This window comes from Achromobacter maghribensis (genome assembly GCF_057334215.1).
The window spans coordinates 53,392-71,000 of sequence record NZ_JBHFII010000047.1; the positions used below are offsets into that span (position 1 = coordinate 53,392).

Annotated in this window: 17 protein-coding genes; 1 reads left to right on the forward strand and 16 read right to left on the reverse strand. The window is 64.2% G+C overall.

Annotation, left to right across the window (positions count from 1 at the left end; translation table 11 throughout):
* Positions 1–27: 27 nt before the first annotated feature.
* The 4 genes from aspT to ACE039_RS20265 all read right to left on the reverse strand — a co-directional run bounded on the left by aspT (position 28) and on the right by ACE039_RS20265 (position 4,588).
* The gene (aspT, locus tag ACE039_RS20250) at positions 28–1,719 is read right to left on the reverse strand and encodes an aspartate-alanine antiporter (RefSeq protein ID WP_485811404.1); all 1,692 of its coding nucleotides are present in this window, start codon (positions 1,717–1,719) and stop codon (positions 28–30) included.
* A 192-nt stretch (positions 1,720–1,911) separates the two neighbouring features.
* Positions 1,912–2,841, reverse strand: coding sequence for an electron transfer flavoprotein subunit alpha/FixB family protein (locus ACE039_RS20255; RefSeq protein WP_105554956.1), 930 nt, complete (start codon positions 2,839–2,841; stop codon positions 1,912–1,914).
* Between the two features lie 2 nt (positions 2,842–2,843).
* Positions 2,844–3,593 carry an electron transfer flavoprotein subunit beta/FixA family protein gene (locus ACE039_RS20260; protein WP_013392406.1) on the reverse strand — a complete coding sequence of 250 codons (750 nt, stop codon included), beginning with the start codon at positions 3,591–3,593 and terminating at the stop codon, positions 2,844–2,846.
* Between the two features lie 71 nt (positions 3,594–3,664).
* The gene (locus ACE039_RS20265) at positions 3,665–4,588 is read right to left on the reverse strand and encodes a histone deacetylase family protein (RefSeq protein WP_485823193.1); all 924 of its coding nucleotides are present in this window, start codon (positions 4,586–4,588) and stop codon (positions 3,665–3,667) included.
* A gap of 10 nt (positions 4,589–4,598) precedes the next feature.
* Here ACE039_RS20265 and mltB point away from each other — a divergent pair, with 10 nt between their 5' ends.
* A complete protein-coding gene (gene mltB / locus ACE039_RS20270; RefSeq protein ID WP_485823194.1) occupies positions 4,599–5,753 on the forward strand; it encodes a lytic murein transglycosylase B in 1,155 nt (384 codons plus the stop codon).
* Between the two features lie 83 nt (positions 5,754–5,836).
* Here mltB and cysM read toward each other — a convergent pair whose 3' ends face one another.
* The 12 genes from cysM to hisC all read right to left on the reverse strand — a co-directional run bounded on the left by cysM (position 5,837) and on the right by hisC (position 17,605).
* Positions 5,837–6,745 (reverse strand): cysteine synthase CysM, encoded by a 909-nt coding sequence (gene cysM / locus ACE039_RS20275; RefSeq protein WP_105554962.1) that lies wholly within the window; start codon positions 6,743–6,745, stop codon positions 5,837–5,839.
* Between the two features lie 84 nt (positions 6,746–6,829).
* A complete protein-coding gene (locus ACE039_RS20280) occupies positions 6,830–7,222 on the reverse strand; it encodes a ComEA family DNA-binding protein (RefSeq protein WP_485823195.1) in 393 nt (130 codons plus the stop codon).
* Positions 7,223–7,557: 335 nt separating this feature from the next.
* Entirely contained in the window at positions 7,558–8,547 is a 990-nt protein-coding gene (gene rfaD, locus ACE039_RS20285) for an ADP-glyceromanno-heptose 6-epimerase (protein ID WP_448709934.1), read from the reverse strand.
* Positions 8,544–9,485: a D-glycero-beta-D-manno-heptose-7-phosphate kinase gene (gene rfaE1 / locus ACE039_RS20290; RefSeq protein WP_448709933.1), complete on the reverse strand. Its 942-nt coding sequence runs from the start codon at positions 9,483–9,485 to the stop codon at positions 8,544–8,546. The genes rfaD and rfaE1 overlap by 4 nt, the downstream gene beginning before the upstream one ends.
* The gene (lapB, locus tag ACE039_RS20295) at positions 9,482–10,699 is read right to left on the reverse strand and encodes a lipopolysaccharide assembly protein LapB (RefSeq protein WP_448709932.1); all 1,218 of its coding nucleotides are present in this window, start codon (positions 10,697–10,699) and stop codon (positions 9,482–9,484) included. The genes rfaE1 and lapB overlap by 4 nt, the downstream gene beginning before the upstream one ends.
* A gap of 60 nt (positions 10,700–10,759) precedes the next feature.
* On the reverse strand, positions 10,760–11,074 hold the full coding sequence (locus tag ACE039_RS20300) for a LapA family protein (protein ID WP_006225143.1): 315 nt from the start codon (positions 11,072–11,074) through the stop codon (positions 10,760–10,762).
* 181 nt (positions 11,075–11,255) lie between these two features.
* Positions 11,256–11,615, reverse strand: a complete 360-nt coding sequence (locus tag ACE039_RS20305) for an integration host factor subunit beta (RefSeq protein WP_049072346.1) — start codon at positions 11,613–11,615, stop codon at positions 11,256–11,258.
* A gap of 3 nt (positions 11,616–11,618) precedes the next feature.
* Positions 11,619–13,331 carry a 30S ribosomal protein S1 gene (gene rpsA / locus ACE039_RS20310; RefSeq protein ID WP_006225145.1) on the reverse strand — a complete coding sequence of 571 codons (1,713 nt, stop codon included), beginning with the start codon at positions 13,329–13,331 and terminating at the stop codon, positions 11,619–11,621.
* A 216-nt stretch (positions 13,332–13,547) separates the two neighbouring features.
* Positions 13,548–14,243 carry a (d)CMP kinase gene (gene cmk, locus ACE039_RS20315; RefSeq protein WP_448710961.1) on the reverse strand — a complete coding sequence of 232 codons (696 nt, stop codon included), beginning with the start codon at positions 14,241–14,243 and terminating at the stop codon, positions 13,548–13,550.
* Positions 14,244–14,256: 13 nt separating this feature from the next.
* A complete protein-coding gene (aroA, locus tag ACE039_RS20320; RefSeq protein ID WP_485823196.1) occupies positions 14,257–15,579 on the reverse strand; it encodes a 3-phosphoshikimate 1-carboxyvinyltransferase in 1,323 nt (440 codons plus the stop codon).
* 5 nt (positions 15,580–15,584) lie between these two features.
* The gene (locus tag ACE039_RS20325) at positions 15,585–16,487 is read right to left on the reverse strand and encodes a prephenate dehydrogenase (RefSeq protein WP_105554969.1); all 903 of its coding nucleotides are present in this window, start codon (positions 16,485–16,487) and stop codon (positions 15,585–15,587) included.
* Positions 16,484–17,605 (reverse strand): histidinol-phosphate transaminase, encoded by a 1,122-nt coding sequence (gene hisC, locus ACE039_RS20330; protein WP_448710955.1) that lies wholly within the window; start codon positions 17,603–17,605, stop codon positions 16,484–16,486. The genes ACE039_RS20325 and hisC overlap by 4 nt, the downstream gene beginning before the upstream one ends.
* Positions 17,606–17,609: the final 4 nt, after the last annotated feature.

A 17,609-nucleotide genomic window follows, 5' to 3' on the forward strand; every position in this document is an offset into this window, starting at 1 on the left:
CCCGAAACAGGCTTGCGGGGCGTCCCACTAGGTCATCAACATGACAATGACAATGCCCCAGATGATGAGCAGGGTATTGCCGATTGCATAGGGCACCGTGTAGCCCAGGGCGGGCACCTGGCTCTTGGCCGTCTCGGTGATCTGGCCGATCGCAGCCGTCGTGGTGCGAGCGCCAGCGCAAACGCCCAGCACGATGGCAGGATGGAATTTGAAGACATATCGGGCGATGAACACGCCCAGGATCATTGGCACGCTGGTGGCAATGATGCCCGCCACGAACAGCTTGGCGCCCAATTGCTGGAAACCTTGCACGAAGCCCGGCCCGGACGTGATGCCGACCACCGCCACGAAGGCCGTCAGCCCCACCGACGTCAGGAACCAATGCACCGGTTCCGGTACGCGGCCGAAGGTGGGATGCACGGACCGCAGATAACCGAAAATCAGGCCCGATATCAGCGCGCCGCCGGAGGTCGACAAGGTGATGGGAACGCCGCTGACCGTCAGCACCAGCGAACCGAACAGCCCGCCCAGCAAAATGCCGAAGCCGACGAACACCATGTCGGTCTGCTCGGTCGCACGGTCCACATATCCCAGCTTGCCCACGACGCGCTCAACGTCACGCTTGGCACCCAGCACGAACAGGCGATCGCCGCGGTCAAGCTTCAACCCCCAATTGACCGGCATCTCATGGCCGCCTCGTACAACCTTGCGCAGGAACACGCCCCGGCCAAGCTCACGCACGGTTTCGTTTTCGACCAGTTCCTTGAGCGTCTTGCCGGCCACGTTCTTGTTGGTCAGCACCACCTCGACGATCTCGGCGGGCAGATTGATGACTTCTTTGTCCTCGACTTCATTGCCGATGATGCCGCCTGCCTGCAAGACCAGCGCGTCGTGGCGCCCCGCCATGCCCAGCACATCGCCCGCCTGCAGCACCGTGCTGGAGTCGTTATCGATGATCTGGTCGCCCCGGCGGATACGCTCCACAAACACGCGAGCGTCGACGAAGCGCGCTTCCAGATCGCCCACCGTCTTGCCGACCAGATCGGTGTGATCCAGCTTATAGGCGCGCGCCGTGAACTTGCGGTAGCCGGACAGCTCCATGGAATCGGCGCCGCCAGACATCTTGGCTTCGTATTCCTTGCACTCTTTGACGATGTCCACGCCCATCAGCTTGGGGCCCAGCGAGGCCAGCAACCAGGCGCTGCCGACCGTACCGAAGATGTAGCAGACCGCGTAGGCCACCGGGATGCTGTCGATCCACTTCTTCTTGGTCGCGGCATCCACGCCCAGGCCGTTGATCGTGTCCGTCGCCACACCCATCACCGCTGAAATGGTTTGCGCACCGGCCAGCAACCCCGCACCGGTACCGGCGTCAAATCCGAATCCGACGGCGGTGGCCCAGGTGACCAGCAAGCAAATTACGCAAATGATGACCGCAAAAATGACCTGGGGAAGGCCATCGCTTTTCATGCCGCGGAAGAATTGTGGCCCGACGCCGTAGCCTAGACCGAAGAGGAAGAGCAGGAAGAACACCTGCTTGAGAATTGGGGCGATGGTGATGTCGAGTTGCCCGACCAGCACGCCCACCAGCAAAGTACCTGTTACCGCGCCTAGATTGAAACCGAAGATCTTCTTGGCGCCGATCCAATAACCCAATCCCAAGGTCAGGAAGATCGCTAATTCTGGGTACTTCCGCAATGTGTCAAAGAACCAATCCATCCCGAATCTCCTTCGTTCTGTACAGGTCGAGCACGTGCGCAAACAATCCTGCTGCGCGCGGAACACATTATCAGAATCTTTCAGAAAATCAAAAGAAATACTAAAGCCATGACAAATGGATGCAGATTATCCGGGGCAAAAAAAAACCGCAGGCGAATGCCTGCGGTTTTTGATATTGCATGACCGGGCGTTTTACAACGCGCTGGTCAGTTCAGGCACGACCTGGAACAAATCGCCCACCAGGCCATAATCCGCCACCCCGAAAATCGGGGCTTCGGCGTCTTTATTGATGGCGACGATGACCTTGGAATCCTTCATGCCGGCCAAATGCTGGATGGCACCGGAAATACCGACGGCCACGTACAACTGCGGCGCAACAATTTTGCCGGTCTGGCCAACCTGCCAGTCGTTCGGGGCATAACCGGCATCGACGGCGGCGCGCGACGCACCCAATGCCGCGCCCAGCTTGTCGGCCAGCGGATCCAGGATCTTGAAGTTCTCGGCGCTGCCCAACCCACGGCCGCCCGACACCACCACGCGAGCGCCAGCCAGTTCGGGGCGATCGCTCTTGGCGACTTCGCGGCCCACGAACGTGGACAGGCCCGAATCAGCCACGGCAGCCACGTCTTCGACGGCCGCCGAACCCCCTTGCGCGGCGACGGCGTCAAAGCCCGTCGTGCGCACGGTGATGACCTTCACGGCATCGGCCGATTGCACGGTGGCAATGGCGTTACCCGCGTAGATGGGGCGCAGGAACGTGTCGGCGGATTCCACGCCGATGATGTCGGAAATCTGCGCGACGTCGAGCTTGGCGGCTACGCGCGGCGCCACGTTCTTGCCCGACGCAGTGGCGGGGAACAGGATGTGGCTGTAGTTGGAAGCCACGGCCAGCACCTGCGCCGCGACGTTTTCCGCCAGGCCGTCGGCCAATTGCGGCGCATCGGCCAGCAAGACCTTGGCCACGCCTGCGGCGGCGGCGGCCTGATCGGCCACGGCGCGCGCGTTGGCGCCGGCGACCAGCACGTGCACATCGCCTCCGATCTTGGCGGCGGCGGCGACGGCGTTCAGGGTTGCGCCCTTCAACTGGGCGTTATCGTGTTCGGCAATAACCAGCGTCGTCATGTTCAGACCACCTTCGCTTCGTTCTTGAGTTTGTCCACCAGGGCTGCAACGTCCGCCACCTTGATGCCGGCCTTGCGGGCGGGCGGTTCGCTGACTTTCAGCGTCTTCAGGCGCGGAGCCGCATCAACGCCCAATTCTTCGGGCGTGACGGTGTCCAACTGCTTCTTCTTGGCCTTCATGATGTTCGGCAGCGTGACGTAACGCGGCTCGTTCAGGCGCAAGTCGGTGGTGACGATCGCCGGCAGCTTCAGCGTCAGTGTTTCCAGGCCGCCGTCCACTTCGCGCGTGACCGTGACTTTGCCGTCGGCCAGTTCGACCTTGCTGGCGAACGTGGCTTGCGGCCAGTCCAGCAGCGCAGCCAACATCTGGCCGGTCTGGTTGGCGTCGTCGTCGATGGCTTGCTTGCCCAGGATCACCAGTTGCGGCTGTTCCTTGTCGACCAGCGCCTTCAACAGCTTGGCGACGGCCAGCGGCTGCAGCTCGGCGTCGGTCTGGACCAGCACGCCGCGGTCGGCGCCGATGGCCATGGCGGTGCGCAGCGTCTCCTGGCATTGCGCAACGCCGCAAGAAACCGCCACAACTTCAGCGACGGCACCCTTTTCCTTGAGGCGGGTCGCTTCTTCGACGGCGATTTCGTCAAAGGGGTTCATGGACATCTTCACATTGGCGATATCCACGCCAGTCTGATCCGACTTGACTCGCACCTTGACGTTGTAGTCAACGACGCGCTTGACAGGTACCAACACCTTCATCCCGCTGCCTCCAAATGGAAATAATGACCCGGCGATGCGCCAGGATCGCATTGCACAATTTTTTCCTGATTCTACAGCTTCGCCAGCGCTCGTATATGCGCAACCACGCTGCGGCCCAAGGCCGACAAGTTGTAACCGCCCTCCAGCGTGCTGACGATCCGTCCCTGGCAGTGGCGTTCCGCCACGTCCACAAGCTGCTCGGTCATCCAGGCATAGTCGGCCTCGACCAGCCCCATCTGGCCCATGTCGTCTTCCCGGTGCGCGTCGAAACCGGCCGACACCAGGATCAGTTCCGGGCGATGGGCCTCCAGCCGGGGCAGCCACGTGTCCGTCACGATCGCCTTGACCGCGGCGCCCGTCGTGTAAGCAGCCACGGGAACGTTCAACATGTTGGCGGCCGGGTTTTCCGTGCCGCTGTTCGGAAAGAAGGGGTGCTGGAAAAAGCTGCACATCAGCACGCGATCATCGCCCGCGAACACGTCTTCGGTGCCATTGCCGTGATGCACGTCGAAGTCCACGATGGCCACGCGCGACAAACCGTGGAAATCCAGCGCATGGCGCGCCGCGATCGCCACATTGTTCAGAAAGCAGAATCCCATCGCTTGCGAGCGGCAGGCATGGTGCCCGGGCGGACGGACCGCGCAGAAGGCCGTGCGCGCCTCGCCGCCCATCACCGCATCCACCGCCGCCACGCCCGCGCCAGCCGCATACAACGCGGCTTCATACGTATGGGGATTCATCAGGGTGTCCGGATCTATCGGGTAATACCCTTGGTCCGGCGTATGTTCTTGCAAACTGTCCAGATACTGGACGGTGTGCACGCGCAGCAGGTCGTGACGCGACGCCTGAGGCGCCTGCCTGTCATCCAGATAGGGCATCAAGCCGCTGGCCAGAAGCTGGTCGGAAATGGCGTCCAGCCTCTGCGGGCTTTCGGGATGCCAACTGCCCATTTCATGCAAGCGGCATGCCGGGTGGGTAAGATACATGGTCTCCATAAGGAAGATTATGTTCATCTGTCGGCGATTACTGCAACTCGGAGCGCTCTCCGCCCTGTTGGCGGGCTGCTCCACCACCGCTCCCACTGCCCCGAATTCCCTTGCCACCCCATCCGTGGCCGCCTCTGGCAACACCGCCATTCGCATCGGACCTAGTACGCCGACACCAGGCTCCGAACTGCCGGACGACGCGCCCGCCACGCTGACCGCCACCGGTGCGTTGCGGCCGGAAGTGCGCAGTTTCGTGGAAGCGCTGGCCGCGGAACGCCAGTTGCCGCTGGACCCGATGGTCAAGGCGCTGGAAGGGTCGCGCTACAACGCCACGGTGTCGCGGCTGATCGCGCCCTCTGCGCCGGGCAAGAAGATCTGGCGCAGTTGGCTGACGTACCGGTCACGCTTTGTCGAGCCCAAGCGCATTGGCTGGGGCGTGGACTTCTACAACGAAAACCGCGACCTGCTCAATCAGGCCGCACAGCGTTTCGGTGTGCCCGCGCCCATCATCGCGTCGATCATCGGCGTCGAAACGCTGTACGGCCGCAACATGGGCAATTTCAGGGTGCTGGATGCGCTGGCCACCCTGGCCTTTGACTACCCCGATCCCAACAAGCCTGAACGCGCAACGATGTTCCGCGGCCAGTTGGGCGACTTCCTGACGCTGGTCATGAAAGACAAGCTGGAACTGGAAACGCGCGGCTCGTACGCCGGCGCCATCGGCATGCCCCAGTTCATGCCGACCAGCATCATGCATTACGCGGTGGACGGCGATGACAACGGCCATATCGACCTGACGAACAACACGCAGGACGCCATCATGTCCGTGGGCAGCTTCCTGGCCCAGCACGGCTGGCAACGCGGCCTGCCCGTGTTCGCGCCGGTGGTGCTGCCGGCCGATCCGACGGCGCTTGTTGATGGCGGCCTGGAACCCAAGCAGAGCTGGAGCACGTTGTCGGCCGCGGGCGCGCGCCTGCAAGCGGGCGCTTCCGTGACTGGCTGGGGCAGCCAGCCGCTGGGCGTGGTCGACTTGGTGGAAGAAGCGCGCGGCACGGCGCAGTACCGCGTCGGCACGCCCAACTTCTTTGCGCTGACGAAATACAACCGAAGCTACTTCTACGCCACGTCGGTCGCGGACCTGGCCAGCGAGATCGAAGCCCGCGTCACGCGCTGACCTGGCGCTGGCGGAAATCAGAAACGCCCCGCAGGACGGGGCGCTTCTGATCGCGGACCGCCGCTGCGGCGATGGTCAGGTTTTCAGTTGAAGACGCCCGTGGACAGATAGCGGTCGCCACGGTCGCACACGATGAAAACGATGGTGGCGTCGTTGACGCGCTCGGCCACGCGCAAGGCGGCAACCAGGGCGCCAGCGGACGAAATGCCGCCAAAGATGCCCTCTTCCGCCGCCAGGCGGCGCGCCATGACTTCGGCTTCCGACTGCTCGATGGACTCGTAGGCGTCTACGCGGCTACGGTCGAAGATCTTGGGCAGATAGGCTTCGGGCCACTTCCGGATGCCGGGGATCTGGGAACCTTCGGCCGGCTGCGCGCCCACCACCTGCACCGCCGGATTGCGCGACTTCAGGTAGGTCGACACACCCATGATGGTGCCCGTCGTGCCCATCGCGCTGACAAAGTGCGTGATGCGGCCATCGGTCTGGTCCCAGAGCTCGGGACCGGTGGTTTCGACGTGCGCGCGGGGGTTGTCGGGGTTGGCGAACTGATCCAGCACCACGCCCCTGCCGTCCGCCTGCATCTCGGTGGCCAGGTCGCGGGCGTATTCCATGCCGCCCTTGTCGGCCGGCGTCAGGATCAATTCGGCGCCATAGGCCGCCATGGCCGCCCGGCGCTCCACCGACAGGTTGTCCGGCATGATCAGGATCATGCGGTAGCCCTTCATCGCGGCGGCCATGGCCAGCGCGATGCCGGTGTTGCCACTGGTGGCTTCAATCAGGGTATCGCCCGGTTTGATGTCGCCGCGCGCTTCCGCATGCTTGATCATCGACAAGGCCGGACGGTCCTTCACGGAGCCGGCGGGATTGTTGCCTTCCAGCTTGGCCAGGATGACGTTGCCACGCGCGTCGCCCGCGGCACCGGGAATGCGCTGCAAACGCACCAGCGGCGTATTGCCGACGGTCTGCTCGATAGTGGGGTAGGTAGTAGTCATGCGGACGATAATAACTCCGCCCGGCGGCGGACGCGGCCAAAAGCCGCGCTCCCGCCAGGGGTTCCCCCGTCAGGCGGCCACCGCTCAAGACCGAGGCGTCGCCCTCGCCTTCAAGGTGGCCGGTCCGGATGCGGGTTTGGTTGCCGATTTGGCTTCCGGTTTGGCCCCTGGCTTGGCTGCCGGTTTGTCTCCCGGCTTGGCGGAGGGCGCTGCGGTTGTCGCCGGGCCGCCGGCTCCAATCTGCAAACCGGCCGATTCCAGGGCTTGCGCCTTTTTCAGGCCGATGCCCCGCACGCGCTCCGCCAGGTCTTCGAATGAATCGAACTTGCCGCCGCGGTCACGCTCGCCCACGATGATCTCGGCGGTGCGCGGACCGATGCCGCGGATGCCTTCAAGTTGTTGAGCGCTGGCCTGGTTGACATCCAACGCATGGGCTGGCGCTGCCGCCACGCCAAGCCCCGCCGTCACCAGCAGCACGCCCAACGTCCGGCGCAGGCCGCGCGGGATGCGCCGGGGAAACGCGGATCGCCCCGGCCGGCAAGGCAGACGCCCTGCCGGGCAGGCGCCATTCGCGGCGAGCGAGGACGGATACAGTGCATTCATAAGGGTCTCCGGATGGAACGGACGCAACGGCTGTCGCGTCACCCTTGAATCATGGCCAACCGGCTCTCTGCCCGGTGGTTCGGTGAACGGAAAGATCCACCTCGGCAACTACGGGGCAGGCAAATACGGAGAGACAAAAAAAACCACCGGAACGGTGGTTTTTCTATCCCGAGCAACGCGATGCCAGGGCCCCGCCGGCCATGCCGCTCTTAACGGCGCGCGCGCCAATAGCGCACGTACTCGGCCACGCCCGTCTGCACGTCGCGCATGGGCGCGTGGAAACCGGCCGCGCGCAGTTGCGTCACATCCGCCTGCGTGTAGCTCTGGTAGCGGCCTTTGAGGTCATCGGGGAACGGGATATAGCGGATAAGGTCCAGTTCCACCAATTGAGCCAGCGTCAGCTCCGCTTCGCCGCGCTCGGCGCGCAGGGTATTCACCACCGCCGCCGCCACGTCGTTGAACGGCTGGGCACGCCCCGTGCCGCAATTGAAGATGCCCGACTGTTCCGGGTGGTCCAGGAAATGCAGGTTCACGGCCACCACGTCTTCGACCGAGATGAAGTCGCGGCTCTGTCCGCCGTCCACGTAGCCGTCCCAACCCGCGAACAGGCGCACATGGCCATGCTCCAGGAACTGATTCATGTTGTGGAATGCCACCGAGGCCATGCGCCCCTTGTGCTGCTCGTGCGGCCCATAGACGTTGAAATAGCGCAGCCCCACGACTTGCGCCGTCAGGCTGTCCATGCGCTTGCGCAACACCTGGTCGAACAGCAGCTTGGAATAACCGTAGACGTTCAAGGGGCCTTCGTTATCCGGATGTTCGACGTAGATGGACGAACCTCCGTACACGGCCGCCGACGAGGCATACAGGAACGGAATGCGCCGCGCCTGGCAGAACTCGAACAACTCCAGCGTGACCCGGTAGTTGTTGTCCATCATGTAACGGCCATTGCGCTCGGTCGTGTCCGAGCACGCGCCCTGATGCAGCACGGCGCGCACCCCGGGCAAGCTGCCGTCGGCCACCCGGCGGCGGAAATCATCCTTGTCCATGTACTCGGCGATCTGGCAATCGACCAGGTTGACGAACTTGTCGCCTTCGGTCAGATCATCCACCGCGATGATGTCCTGGATGCCACGGCGGTTCAGCCCGCGCACCAGATTGCTGCCAATGAAGCCTGCGGCTCCGGTTACGACGATCATGAGGGTTCTCCTGCCAGTTCGGCTGCAGTGACGACGGAAGTGCCAAGTTTGCCCACGGCGATGCCGCCGGCCTTGTTGGCCCAGCCCATCGCCTCGGGCCACGGCAAGCCGATGGCGCGCGAGACCGCCAGCGTCGCCAGCACGGTGTCGCCCGCGCCAGACACGTCGAACACTTCGTGCGCTTGCGCGTCGATGTGGTCGCGTCCCGTGTCGGTAAACAACGTCATGCCCTGCTCGGAACGCGTCACAAGCAAGGCTTCCAGGTCCAGGTCGGCGCGCAAGCGCTGCGCCCGATCGGTGAGTTCGGCCTCGGAATTCCAACGGCCCACGGCCTGCTGCATTTCCGAGCGGTTCGGCGTGACCAGCGTCGCGCCGCGATAGCGCGCGTAGTCGTCGCCTTTGGGATCCACCAGTACCGGTATGCCGGCATGGCGCGCCATGGCCAGTAGCGACTCGACGCGGGTCAGCACGCCTTTGGCATAGTCGGACAGCACGACGATGTCGTGGTTGGCCAGATGGCGGGCTAACGCGGCGTCCACGCGATCCAGCGCGGCCTGCTCCGGTTGCTGTTCGAAATCCACGCGCAGCAACTGCTGCTGGCGGCCCAGCACGCGCATCTTCAGCGTGGTGTGCAGCGATGGGTCGGCGATCAGGTCGGCATGAATGCCGGCCTCGGCGGATAGGCGGCGGATGCTGTCGCCCGCCTCGTCCTCGCCCAACACGCCAACCAGGGTCACCTGGCCGCCCAGCGCCGCGACGTTGCGGGCCACGTTGGCGGCGCCGCCCAAACGGTCTTCGCGGCGCGCCACGCGCACCACGGGCACCGGCGCTTCCGGCGAAATACGTTCGACTTCACCAAACCAATAACGGTCCAGCATCACGTCGCCAACCACAAGAACGCGGCTACGCGAAATAGCTTCGGCGGGGAAAGGCTTCATTCAAGTTCTTCCAAACGGCGCGGCGCATAGGTTTCCCAGGCATTGCAGCCGGGACATTGCCAGTAAAAACGACGCGCTTGAAAACCGCAACTGCGGCACGCATAGCGGTCCAGCCGCTGTGTATGCTTGTGGATCAGACTGCGCAGCAGCGTCAGGTCGGCGCCGGGCACCGGCCCCTGTTCAGTAACGCCGGTTTCCGGGCTGGCCAATTCGGCTTCCAGAAGGCGGTCCAGGCCCAACAGGGACGGATGACTGCGCAGCGCGCCGCGCGCGAATGCCCAGGCAACAGCCGAACCTTGCTGAACGCGAAGTTCGCGGAACACCACGTTGAACAGGTCCAGCGACGCATGACGCTGATATTGCTTCTGCAGGAATTCCAGCCCGGCTTGGACCTGAGCGGCGGCGCGATAGTTTGCCAGCAACTGTTCGGCCACCAAGCCGGCGTACTCCGGCGCGTCGGTCATGACCGACTCCAGATACAGCCGCTCGCGCTTGGGATCCTGTTCCATCAGCGCCAGGCGCGCGCGCAGCATGGCGGTGCGCACCATCGCGCCCTTGCTCAGCGACGCGTCGGTCATCGAGAGGGCGTGATCGGCGGCATCAAGCGCCTTGTGCGCGGCATCGACGTCGGCGGGCTTGGCGGTCAGGGCGGTCTGCGCTTGCTCGCAGTAGTAATGCACGATCTGCGGCACCGGCTCGTCGACCAGGCCTTGCAGCGTCTTGACGGCTTCAATAGCGCGCGGCCAATCGTGTTCGGATTCAAAGATGCGGATCAGTGAGCGCAGGGCCGGCAGCGCATAGCGCGTGTCCTTGAGCTGTTCAAATCCGCTTTCCGCGCGGTCCAGCATGCCGGCCTTGAGGAAGTCCTGCGCCAGCTCATGCTGCGCGTGTTCGCGCTCGGCGGCCGGCAGGTCAGACCGGCTCAGCAGGCTTTGATGCACCCGGATGGCGCGTTCCATTTCGCCGCGGCGACGGAAAAGGCTGCCCAGTGCAAAGTGCAGCTCGGTCGTCTCCGGGTCCAGCTTGGCGACTTCGACGAACGCGTCGATTGCGCGGTCCGGCTGTTCGTTCAGCAGGAAGTTCAGCCCCCGGAAATACGAGTCGGGCAGGGTGCGGGTTTCCCGAAGCATCTGCCGAATATCGAAGCGCGCGGCCAGCCAGCCGAGCGCAAACAATACCGGCACGAAAATCAACCACCAAGGTTCAAAATCCACTGTTCGGGCTCTTGCGGTAATTCAGTGCGAAAAGGGGGACGTGCGACGGACGGCGCGCCGTCACAGCGGCGACATCGGCGCAACGGCTTCCGGCGGCACGACGGGGGTGGTGCCATTGACGGCGGCCTGGACACGGTCCAGTTCGCGGCGCAAGCGCATGGCTTCACGGCGGCGGCGCATGGCGGCAGGCACGGTCAGCAACAGGCCGAACAGAGCGCCGGCAACGAATACGACCAGCATCACGACGATCAACGGCACATCTTGCACGACGTAGTCCGCGTAGAACTTCACGGCGACCGGATCGGTGTTCTTCAAGGCGAACATCAATACCGCAATAAACACGAGCAATCGCAGGGCCCAGACGAGATAGCGCATGACGCATGCTCCAGAGAATTCAAGACTGTCAATTGTAAGCGACGCCGCAAAGCAGCAAGAAAAAAAATCCCGCGCGCCGCCCGGCCGACGCATTGGCGGCCGGAAAAAACAAAGCCCCTTGATTTCTCAAGGGGCCTGTTCTCGGTCCGATCTGCCCGTAGGCAGCCTTTACGCCGATCCGTCAGTGCATGGCGTGCAAGCTTGCCATGGACGGCATCGGTTCACTCGATCCAGAAGATTGAGCGTCCTCGTCATTGCCGCCGACCAGGTCTACCCGCTCGCGCAGTTCCTTGCCCGCCTTGAAGTGCGGCACCTGTTTACCAGGTACCAGCACTTGTTCGCCGGATTTCGGATTGCGACCGATTCGGGGAGACCGCTGCGACAACGAGAAGCTGCCAAAACCGCGGATCTCGATGCGCTGACCCGAGGCCAGGGCCTGGGTCATTGCATCCAGCACGGTCTTGACCGCGTAATCGGTGTCGCGGGCGGCCAGCTGAGGATAGCGGGCCGCCAAGGCGGCGATCAGCTCCGACTTGGTCACGAATTAACCGTCGTTGCGCTGTTGGTCCAGCTTGGCCTTCAGCAGCGCGCCGAGGTTGGTGGTGCCGGACGAAGCGCTGGCGTCGGACATGCGCTGGATCGTGTCGGCGGTCTCGGCGTTGTCACGGGCCTTGATCGACAGTTGGATCGAACGCGTCTTGCGGTCGATGTTGACGATCATGGCTTCGATGTTCTCGCCAGCGTTCAGAACGGTGGTGGCATCTTCAACGCGGCCCGAGGAGATCTCGGAAGCGCGCAGGTAGCCTTCAACGTCCACGGACAGCGTAACAACAGCGCCCTTGGCTTCGACGGACTTGATGGTGCCCGGAACAACGGCGCCCTTGTCAAACGTGGCGACGAAGTTGTTGAAGGGGTCGCCTTCCAGCTGCTTGATGCCCAGCGAGATGCGTTCCTTGTCGGTATCGATGCCCAGAACCACGGCTTCGATCTCGTCGCCCTTCTTGAAGTTGCGCACGGCTTCTTCGCCCGTTTCCGTCCAGGACAGGTCGGACAGGTGAACCAGGCCGTCGATGCCGCCAGGCAGGCCGACGAACACGCCGAAGTCGGTGATCGACTTGATGGCGCCACGGACCTTGTCGCCGCGCTTGAAGTTCGTAGCGAACTCTTCCCACGGGTTCTGACGGCACTGCTTCATGCCCAGCGAGATACGACGACGGTCTTCGTCGATTTCCAGGACCATGACTTCGACTTCTTCGCCCAGGGTAACAACCTTGCGCGGGTCGACGTTCTTGTTGGTCCAGTCCATTTCGGAGACGTGAACCAGGCCTTCGATGCCGGCTTCGACTTCGACGAAAGCGCCGTAGTCGGTCAGGTTCGTGACCTTACCGAACAGGCGGGTGCCTTGCGGGTAGCGGCGAGCCAGGCCCACCCACGGATCTTCGCCCAGCTGCTTGACGCCCAGCGAGACGCGGCTCTTTTCCTGGTCGAACTTGAGGACCTTGGCTTCGACTTCTTGACCCACTTGCAGGACTTCGGACGGGTGACGCACGCGACGCCATGCCATGTCGGTGATGTGCAGCAGGCCGTCGATACCGCCCAGGTCAACGAACGCGCCGTAGTCGGTGATGTTCTTGACCACGCCCTTGACCACGGCACCTTCGTGCAGGGTTTCGAGCAGCTTTTGACGCTCTTCGCCCATGCTGGCTTCCAGCACCTGGCGACGCGACAGCACAACGTTGTTGCGCTTGCGGTCGAGCTTGATGACCTTGAATTCGAGGGTCTTGCCTTCGTACGGGGTGGTGTCCTTGACCGGACGCAGATCCACCAGCGAACCCGGCAGGAACGCGCGGATGCCGTTGGTCATGACGGTCAGGCCGCCCTTCACCTTGCCGGTGATGGTGCCGGTAACCAGTTCGCCGTTTTCCAGGGCCTTTTCCAGCTGCAGCCAGGCCGACAGGCGCTTGGCGCGGTCACGCGACAGGATGGTGTCGCCGTAGCCGTTTTCCAGGGAATCGATGGCCACCGAGACGAAATCGCCGGGTTGCACTTCGAGCTCGCCCTGGTCATTCAGGAACTCTTCCAGGGGGATCAGCGCTTCGGACTTCAGGCCGGCGTTGACGACGACGAAATTATGGTCGACGCGCACGACTTCGGCGCTGATGACCTCGCCGGACTTCATGTCCTGGCTCTTGAGGCTTTGTGCGAAAAGGTCGGCGAAACTTTCGCCGCCGGTGGCGGTAGTGGAAACGGAAGACATGGGGTTGAAATCCATTGGGCCGAAATGGCCGTTAAGAACACACCGCAGCGGATTGCCCGCCACAGTGGAGTCAAAATACCTGCCTGCCGGTTTGCCCTGCGGGGTGTCCCGTGGGGGTTGCGCCTGGCTAGGACAGGGCCTAATCAAAAAATCAAAGTGGATCGGCTTGGCTCATCGCAGGCCTGGCACATCGCATCAGAGTGGGGCTTGCAGCCTTTATCCGTGCTTGGCTTGTGCTTGCTGCCAAAAATCCAGTATTGCCTGCACCGTCTCTGCAATCGTCAAATCAGACGAATCCAGCACGTGTGCATCTGCTGCAGGAGCCAACGGCGCAGTCGCCCGTTCGGTATCGCGGGCGTCCCGCTCGCGCATGTCTCGCAGTAGGTCATCTAGATTAGCAGAAATTCCCTTTTCGATCAACTGCTTACGGCGTCTCTCCGCCCGGGCGACCACGTCGGCGACCAGGAAGACCTTCAGGGACGCATCCGGGAACACGACGGTGCCCATGTCACGGCCGTCCGCCACCAGGCCGGGCGGCACGCGAAAAGCGCGCTGGCGCTCGAGCAACGCCTGGCGCACGCCCGGGAAAGCCGCCACGCGGGAGGCGAAATTGCCCACTTCCTCGCGGCGGATCTCATGGCCCACGTCGGCCCCTTCCAGATACACATGGGGGCCGTCGAAGCGCACATCCAGCGTTTCGGCCACACGGGCCACGCCTGCTTCGTCGTCGGCGGCGACGCCCTGATTGATGGCGGCCAGGGCGGTCAGCCGGTACAGCGCGCCGCTGTCCAGCACATCCCAGCCCAACGCCTTGGCGACCCGATGCGCCACGGTGCCCTTGCCCGAAGCGGTGGGGCCGTCGATCGTGATGACGGCGGCCAGAGGGGGAACAGTCGAAGAAGTCAAAGTCATGTGTCTTTTCGCGCTAGGCCGATACCAGGCCCGCGTAAACGTCAAAGTAACCCGGGAACGTCTTGCTGACGCAACCCGGATCCAGGATTCGGACCGCTGCCGGGCCGAAGGCGGCCAGCGAAAAGCACATGGCCATGCGATGGTCGTCCCAGGTGCCGATGTGTGCGTCGCGCCAGGCATCTTGCGCCGGCGGGATGACACGCAGCCAATCCGGCCCCGATTCCACCTGCGCACCCAGCTTTTCCAGCTCGGTCTGCATGGCGTGGATGCGGTCGGTTTCCTTTACCCGCCAGCTGCCGATGTTGCGCAGGCGGCACGGGCCGTCGGCATACAGGGCCAGCGCCGCTGCGGTCATGGCCGCATCGGGAATCAGGTTGAAATCGGTGTCGAATGCCTTCAGCCGCGCGCCGTCGGCCACCCGGACGCCGGTCACCTCGATCCAATCAGGGCCATAGGCGACCTTGGCGCCCATGTGCGCCAGCGTGTCGGCGAAACCGACGTCGCCCTGGATGCTGTCCGCGCCCACGCCGGTCACGCGCAAGGGGCCGCCGCCGATCGCGCCCAACGCCAGAAAATAAGATGCCGTGGAGGCATCGCCTTCCACCGCGATCCGGCCCGGGCTGCGATAACCGGCGCCACCATCGATCACGAAGCGGCTCCAGCCGTCGCGCCGCACCTGCACCCCGAATCGGGCCATCAGGTTCAGCGTGATTTCAATATAGGGCTTGGAGATCAGCTCGCCCACCACTTCAATGGTAACGGGCTTGCCGCTGCGGCCCGCCTGCAGGGGCGCGGCCAGCAGCAAGGCCGTCAGGAATTGGCTGGACACGGAACCCTGCACACGGGTCACGGCGTCGGCGGCGATTTCGCCGCGGCCGATATGCAACGGCGGATAGCCGGGCTGGCCCAGATAGTCGACGCGCGCGCCCAGGGCGTTCAAGGCGTCCGCCAGGTCGCCGATGGGCCGTTCGTGCATGCGCGGTACGCCGGACAAGCGATAGTCGCCGCCCATGAGGGCCAGCGCGGCCGTCAGGGGACGGATCGCGGTGCCCGCGTTGCCCATGAAAAGGTCCGCGCTTTCCACCGGGAACCGGCGCACGCCCTCGACAGTGACGCAGCCCGCGTCAAGATCCGACACCTGCACGCCCAACTGGCGCAGTGCGGCCAGCATGACGCGCGTATCGTCGGAATCCAGCAGGCCGGTGATGACCGTCGTGCCCTCGGCGATCGCCGCCAGCAACAGCACGCGGTTGGAAATACTCTTGGAACCCGGCAAGGCGATCGCGCCCTGCGCTTGCCGCACGCGCGGCAGGTCCAGATAAGGCAAAGCGCCCATGTCAGCTACTCCTTGCGCCAGTTGCGGCGTGCCTGGGCCGCGGTCTCCAGCAGCGCCAGCAAAACCGCATCGTCGCCGTTTTGAATTGCGCGTTCGGCGCGATCCAGGACGGCGCGCACGTCGGCAAGCTCGGCCAGCATCGCATCGCGATTGGATAGAAAGATATCGCGCCACATCTCTGGCGAGCCCGCCGCGATGCGCGTGAAATCACGAAAACCGCTGCCGGCCAGATCCAGGCGCGTACGGGCGTCGGCGGCCGTGGCCACCTGTTCCATGTAGACGGCCGATAGCAAATGCGGCAGATGGCTGACCGATGCCAGCAGCCGATCGTGCGCGCCGGCGTCCATGTCGATCACGCTGGCGCCGCAGGCCTGCCAGGCCCGGCGCACAAGGTCGGCCGACGCCGCGCTATTTTCGGCAAGCGGGGTCAGGATGACGGTGCGATCGCGGTACAGCGATGGGTCGGCGGCGTCCGGCCCGGTACGTTCGGCGCCCGCGATGGGATGCCCGGGCACGAACTGCCCCACGCTGCCGCCAAGCGCTTCGCGCGCGGCGTCCACGACTTCGGCCTTGGTGCTGCCCGCGTCGGTCAACACCGTCGTGGCGCCCAGATGCGGCAGCATCCGCGCGAGCACGTTCTTCAGGCCGCCAACGGGCGTGGACAGCAGGATCAGGTTGGCGCGGGCCGCCGCGTCTTCAGCGCTGACGGCCTCGTCGATCAAACCCAGCTCGACCGCGCGCGCCAGCGATGACGCGCTGCGCCCCACGCCCAGCACCCGGCCCACCTGTCCTGCCTGGCGCAACGCCGCGGCGAAAGATCCGCCGATCAGGCCCACGCCTACAACCGCCAATACAGGAATCAGGGGGCCAGCGGCCCCCTGATCGGTAGAAGGTAACGCGTCGTTCATGCGGACAGGATGGCAGTCAGGGCATCGATGAAACGGGCGTTCTCTTGCGGCAAGCCGATAGACACGCGCAGCCACTCAGGCAGGCCGTCGCCGGCTACCGGGCGCACGATCACGCCCCGCTTGAGCAATTCCAGGTTGATGCGGGGCGCGTCGCCCACATGCACCAGCACGAAATTCCCGTAGCTGGGCACATAGCGCAGCGTCAAGCGGTCGAACGCCTCGCACAATTGGGCCTTGCCCGACTTGTTCGAGGCATACGCCTCTTCCAGGTAGGCCGCGTCGCCCAGCGCGGCAATCGCCGCGGCCTGGGCCAGCGTGTTCACGTTGAACGGCTGGCGCACGCGATTCAGCAGGTCGGTCAGCGGCGGCTGCGCCACCGAGAAACCCACGCGCAGACCCGCCAGGCCATAGGCCTTGGAGAAGGTGCGCGAGATGATCAGGTTCGGGAACCGGCGGGCCAGCGCAGTGCTGTCGAAACGGTGTTCCGGGTCCAGGTACTCGTTGTAGGCCTCGTCCAGCACCACGGTGACGCGGTCGCCGTGCGCGGCCTGCACGCGTTCCAGGAACGAGGCGACCTTGTCGCCCGGCACGAAGGTGCCCGTGGGATTGTTGGGGTTGGCGATGAACAGCAGGCGCGTGTCGTCAGCGATTGCGTCGAACATCGCGTCCAGGTCATGGCCGTAGTCTTGCGCCGGCACCACGATGTGGCGCGCGCCGCGCGCTTGCGTGGCAAGGCGGTACACCGCGAACGAATGCTGCGCATACACCGCCGACGCGCCCGGCTCCAGCAAGGCCAGCGCGGCGATTTCCAGGATGTCGTTCGAACCGTTGCCCAGCGTGATCCAGCTCATTGGCACGCCATAGCGTTCCGCCAGCGCCGCTTTCAGATCGAACCCGTTGGGATCGGGATAGCGGGCCAGCGACTCGGCCGCCGCCAGCATGGCCGCGCGCGCCGACTTGGGCATGCCCAGCGGGTTTTCGTTTGACGCCAGCTTGACGATGCCGGCCGGATCCAGCCCGAACTCGCGGGCCAGTTCTTCAATGGGCTTACCCGCCTGGTAAGGCGCGATGGCGCTGACGTGCGCGGGAGCAACGAGGGGCTTGGATGCGGTGGTCATGGTG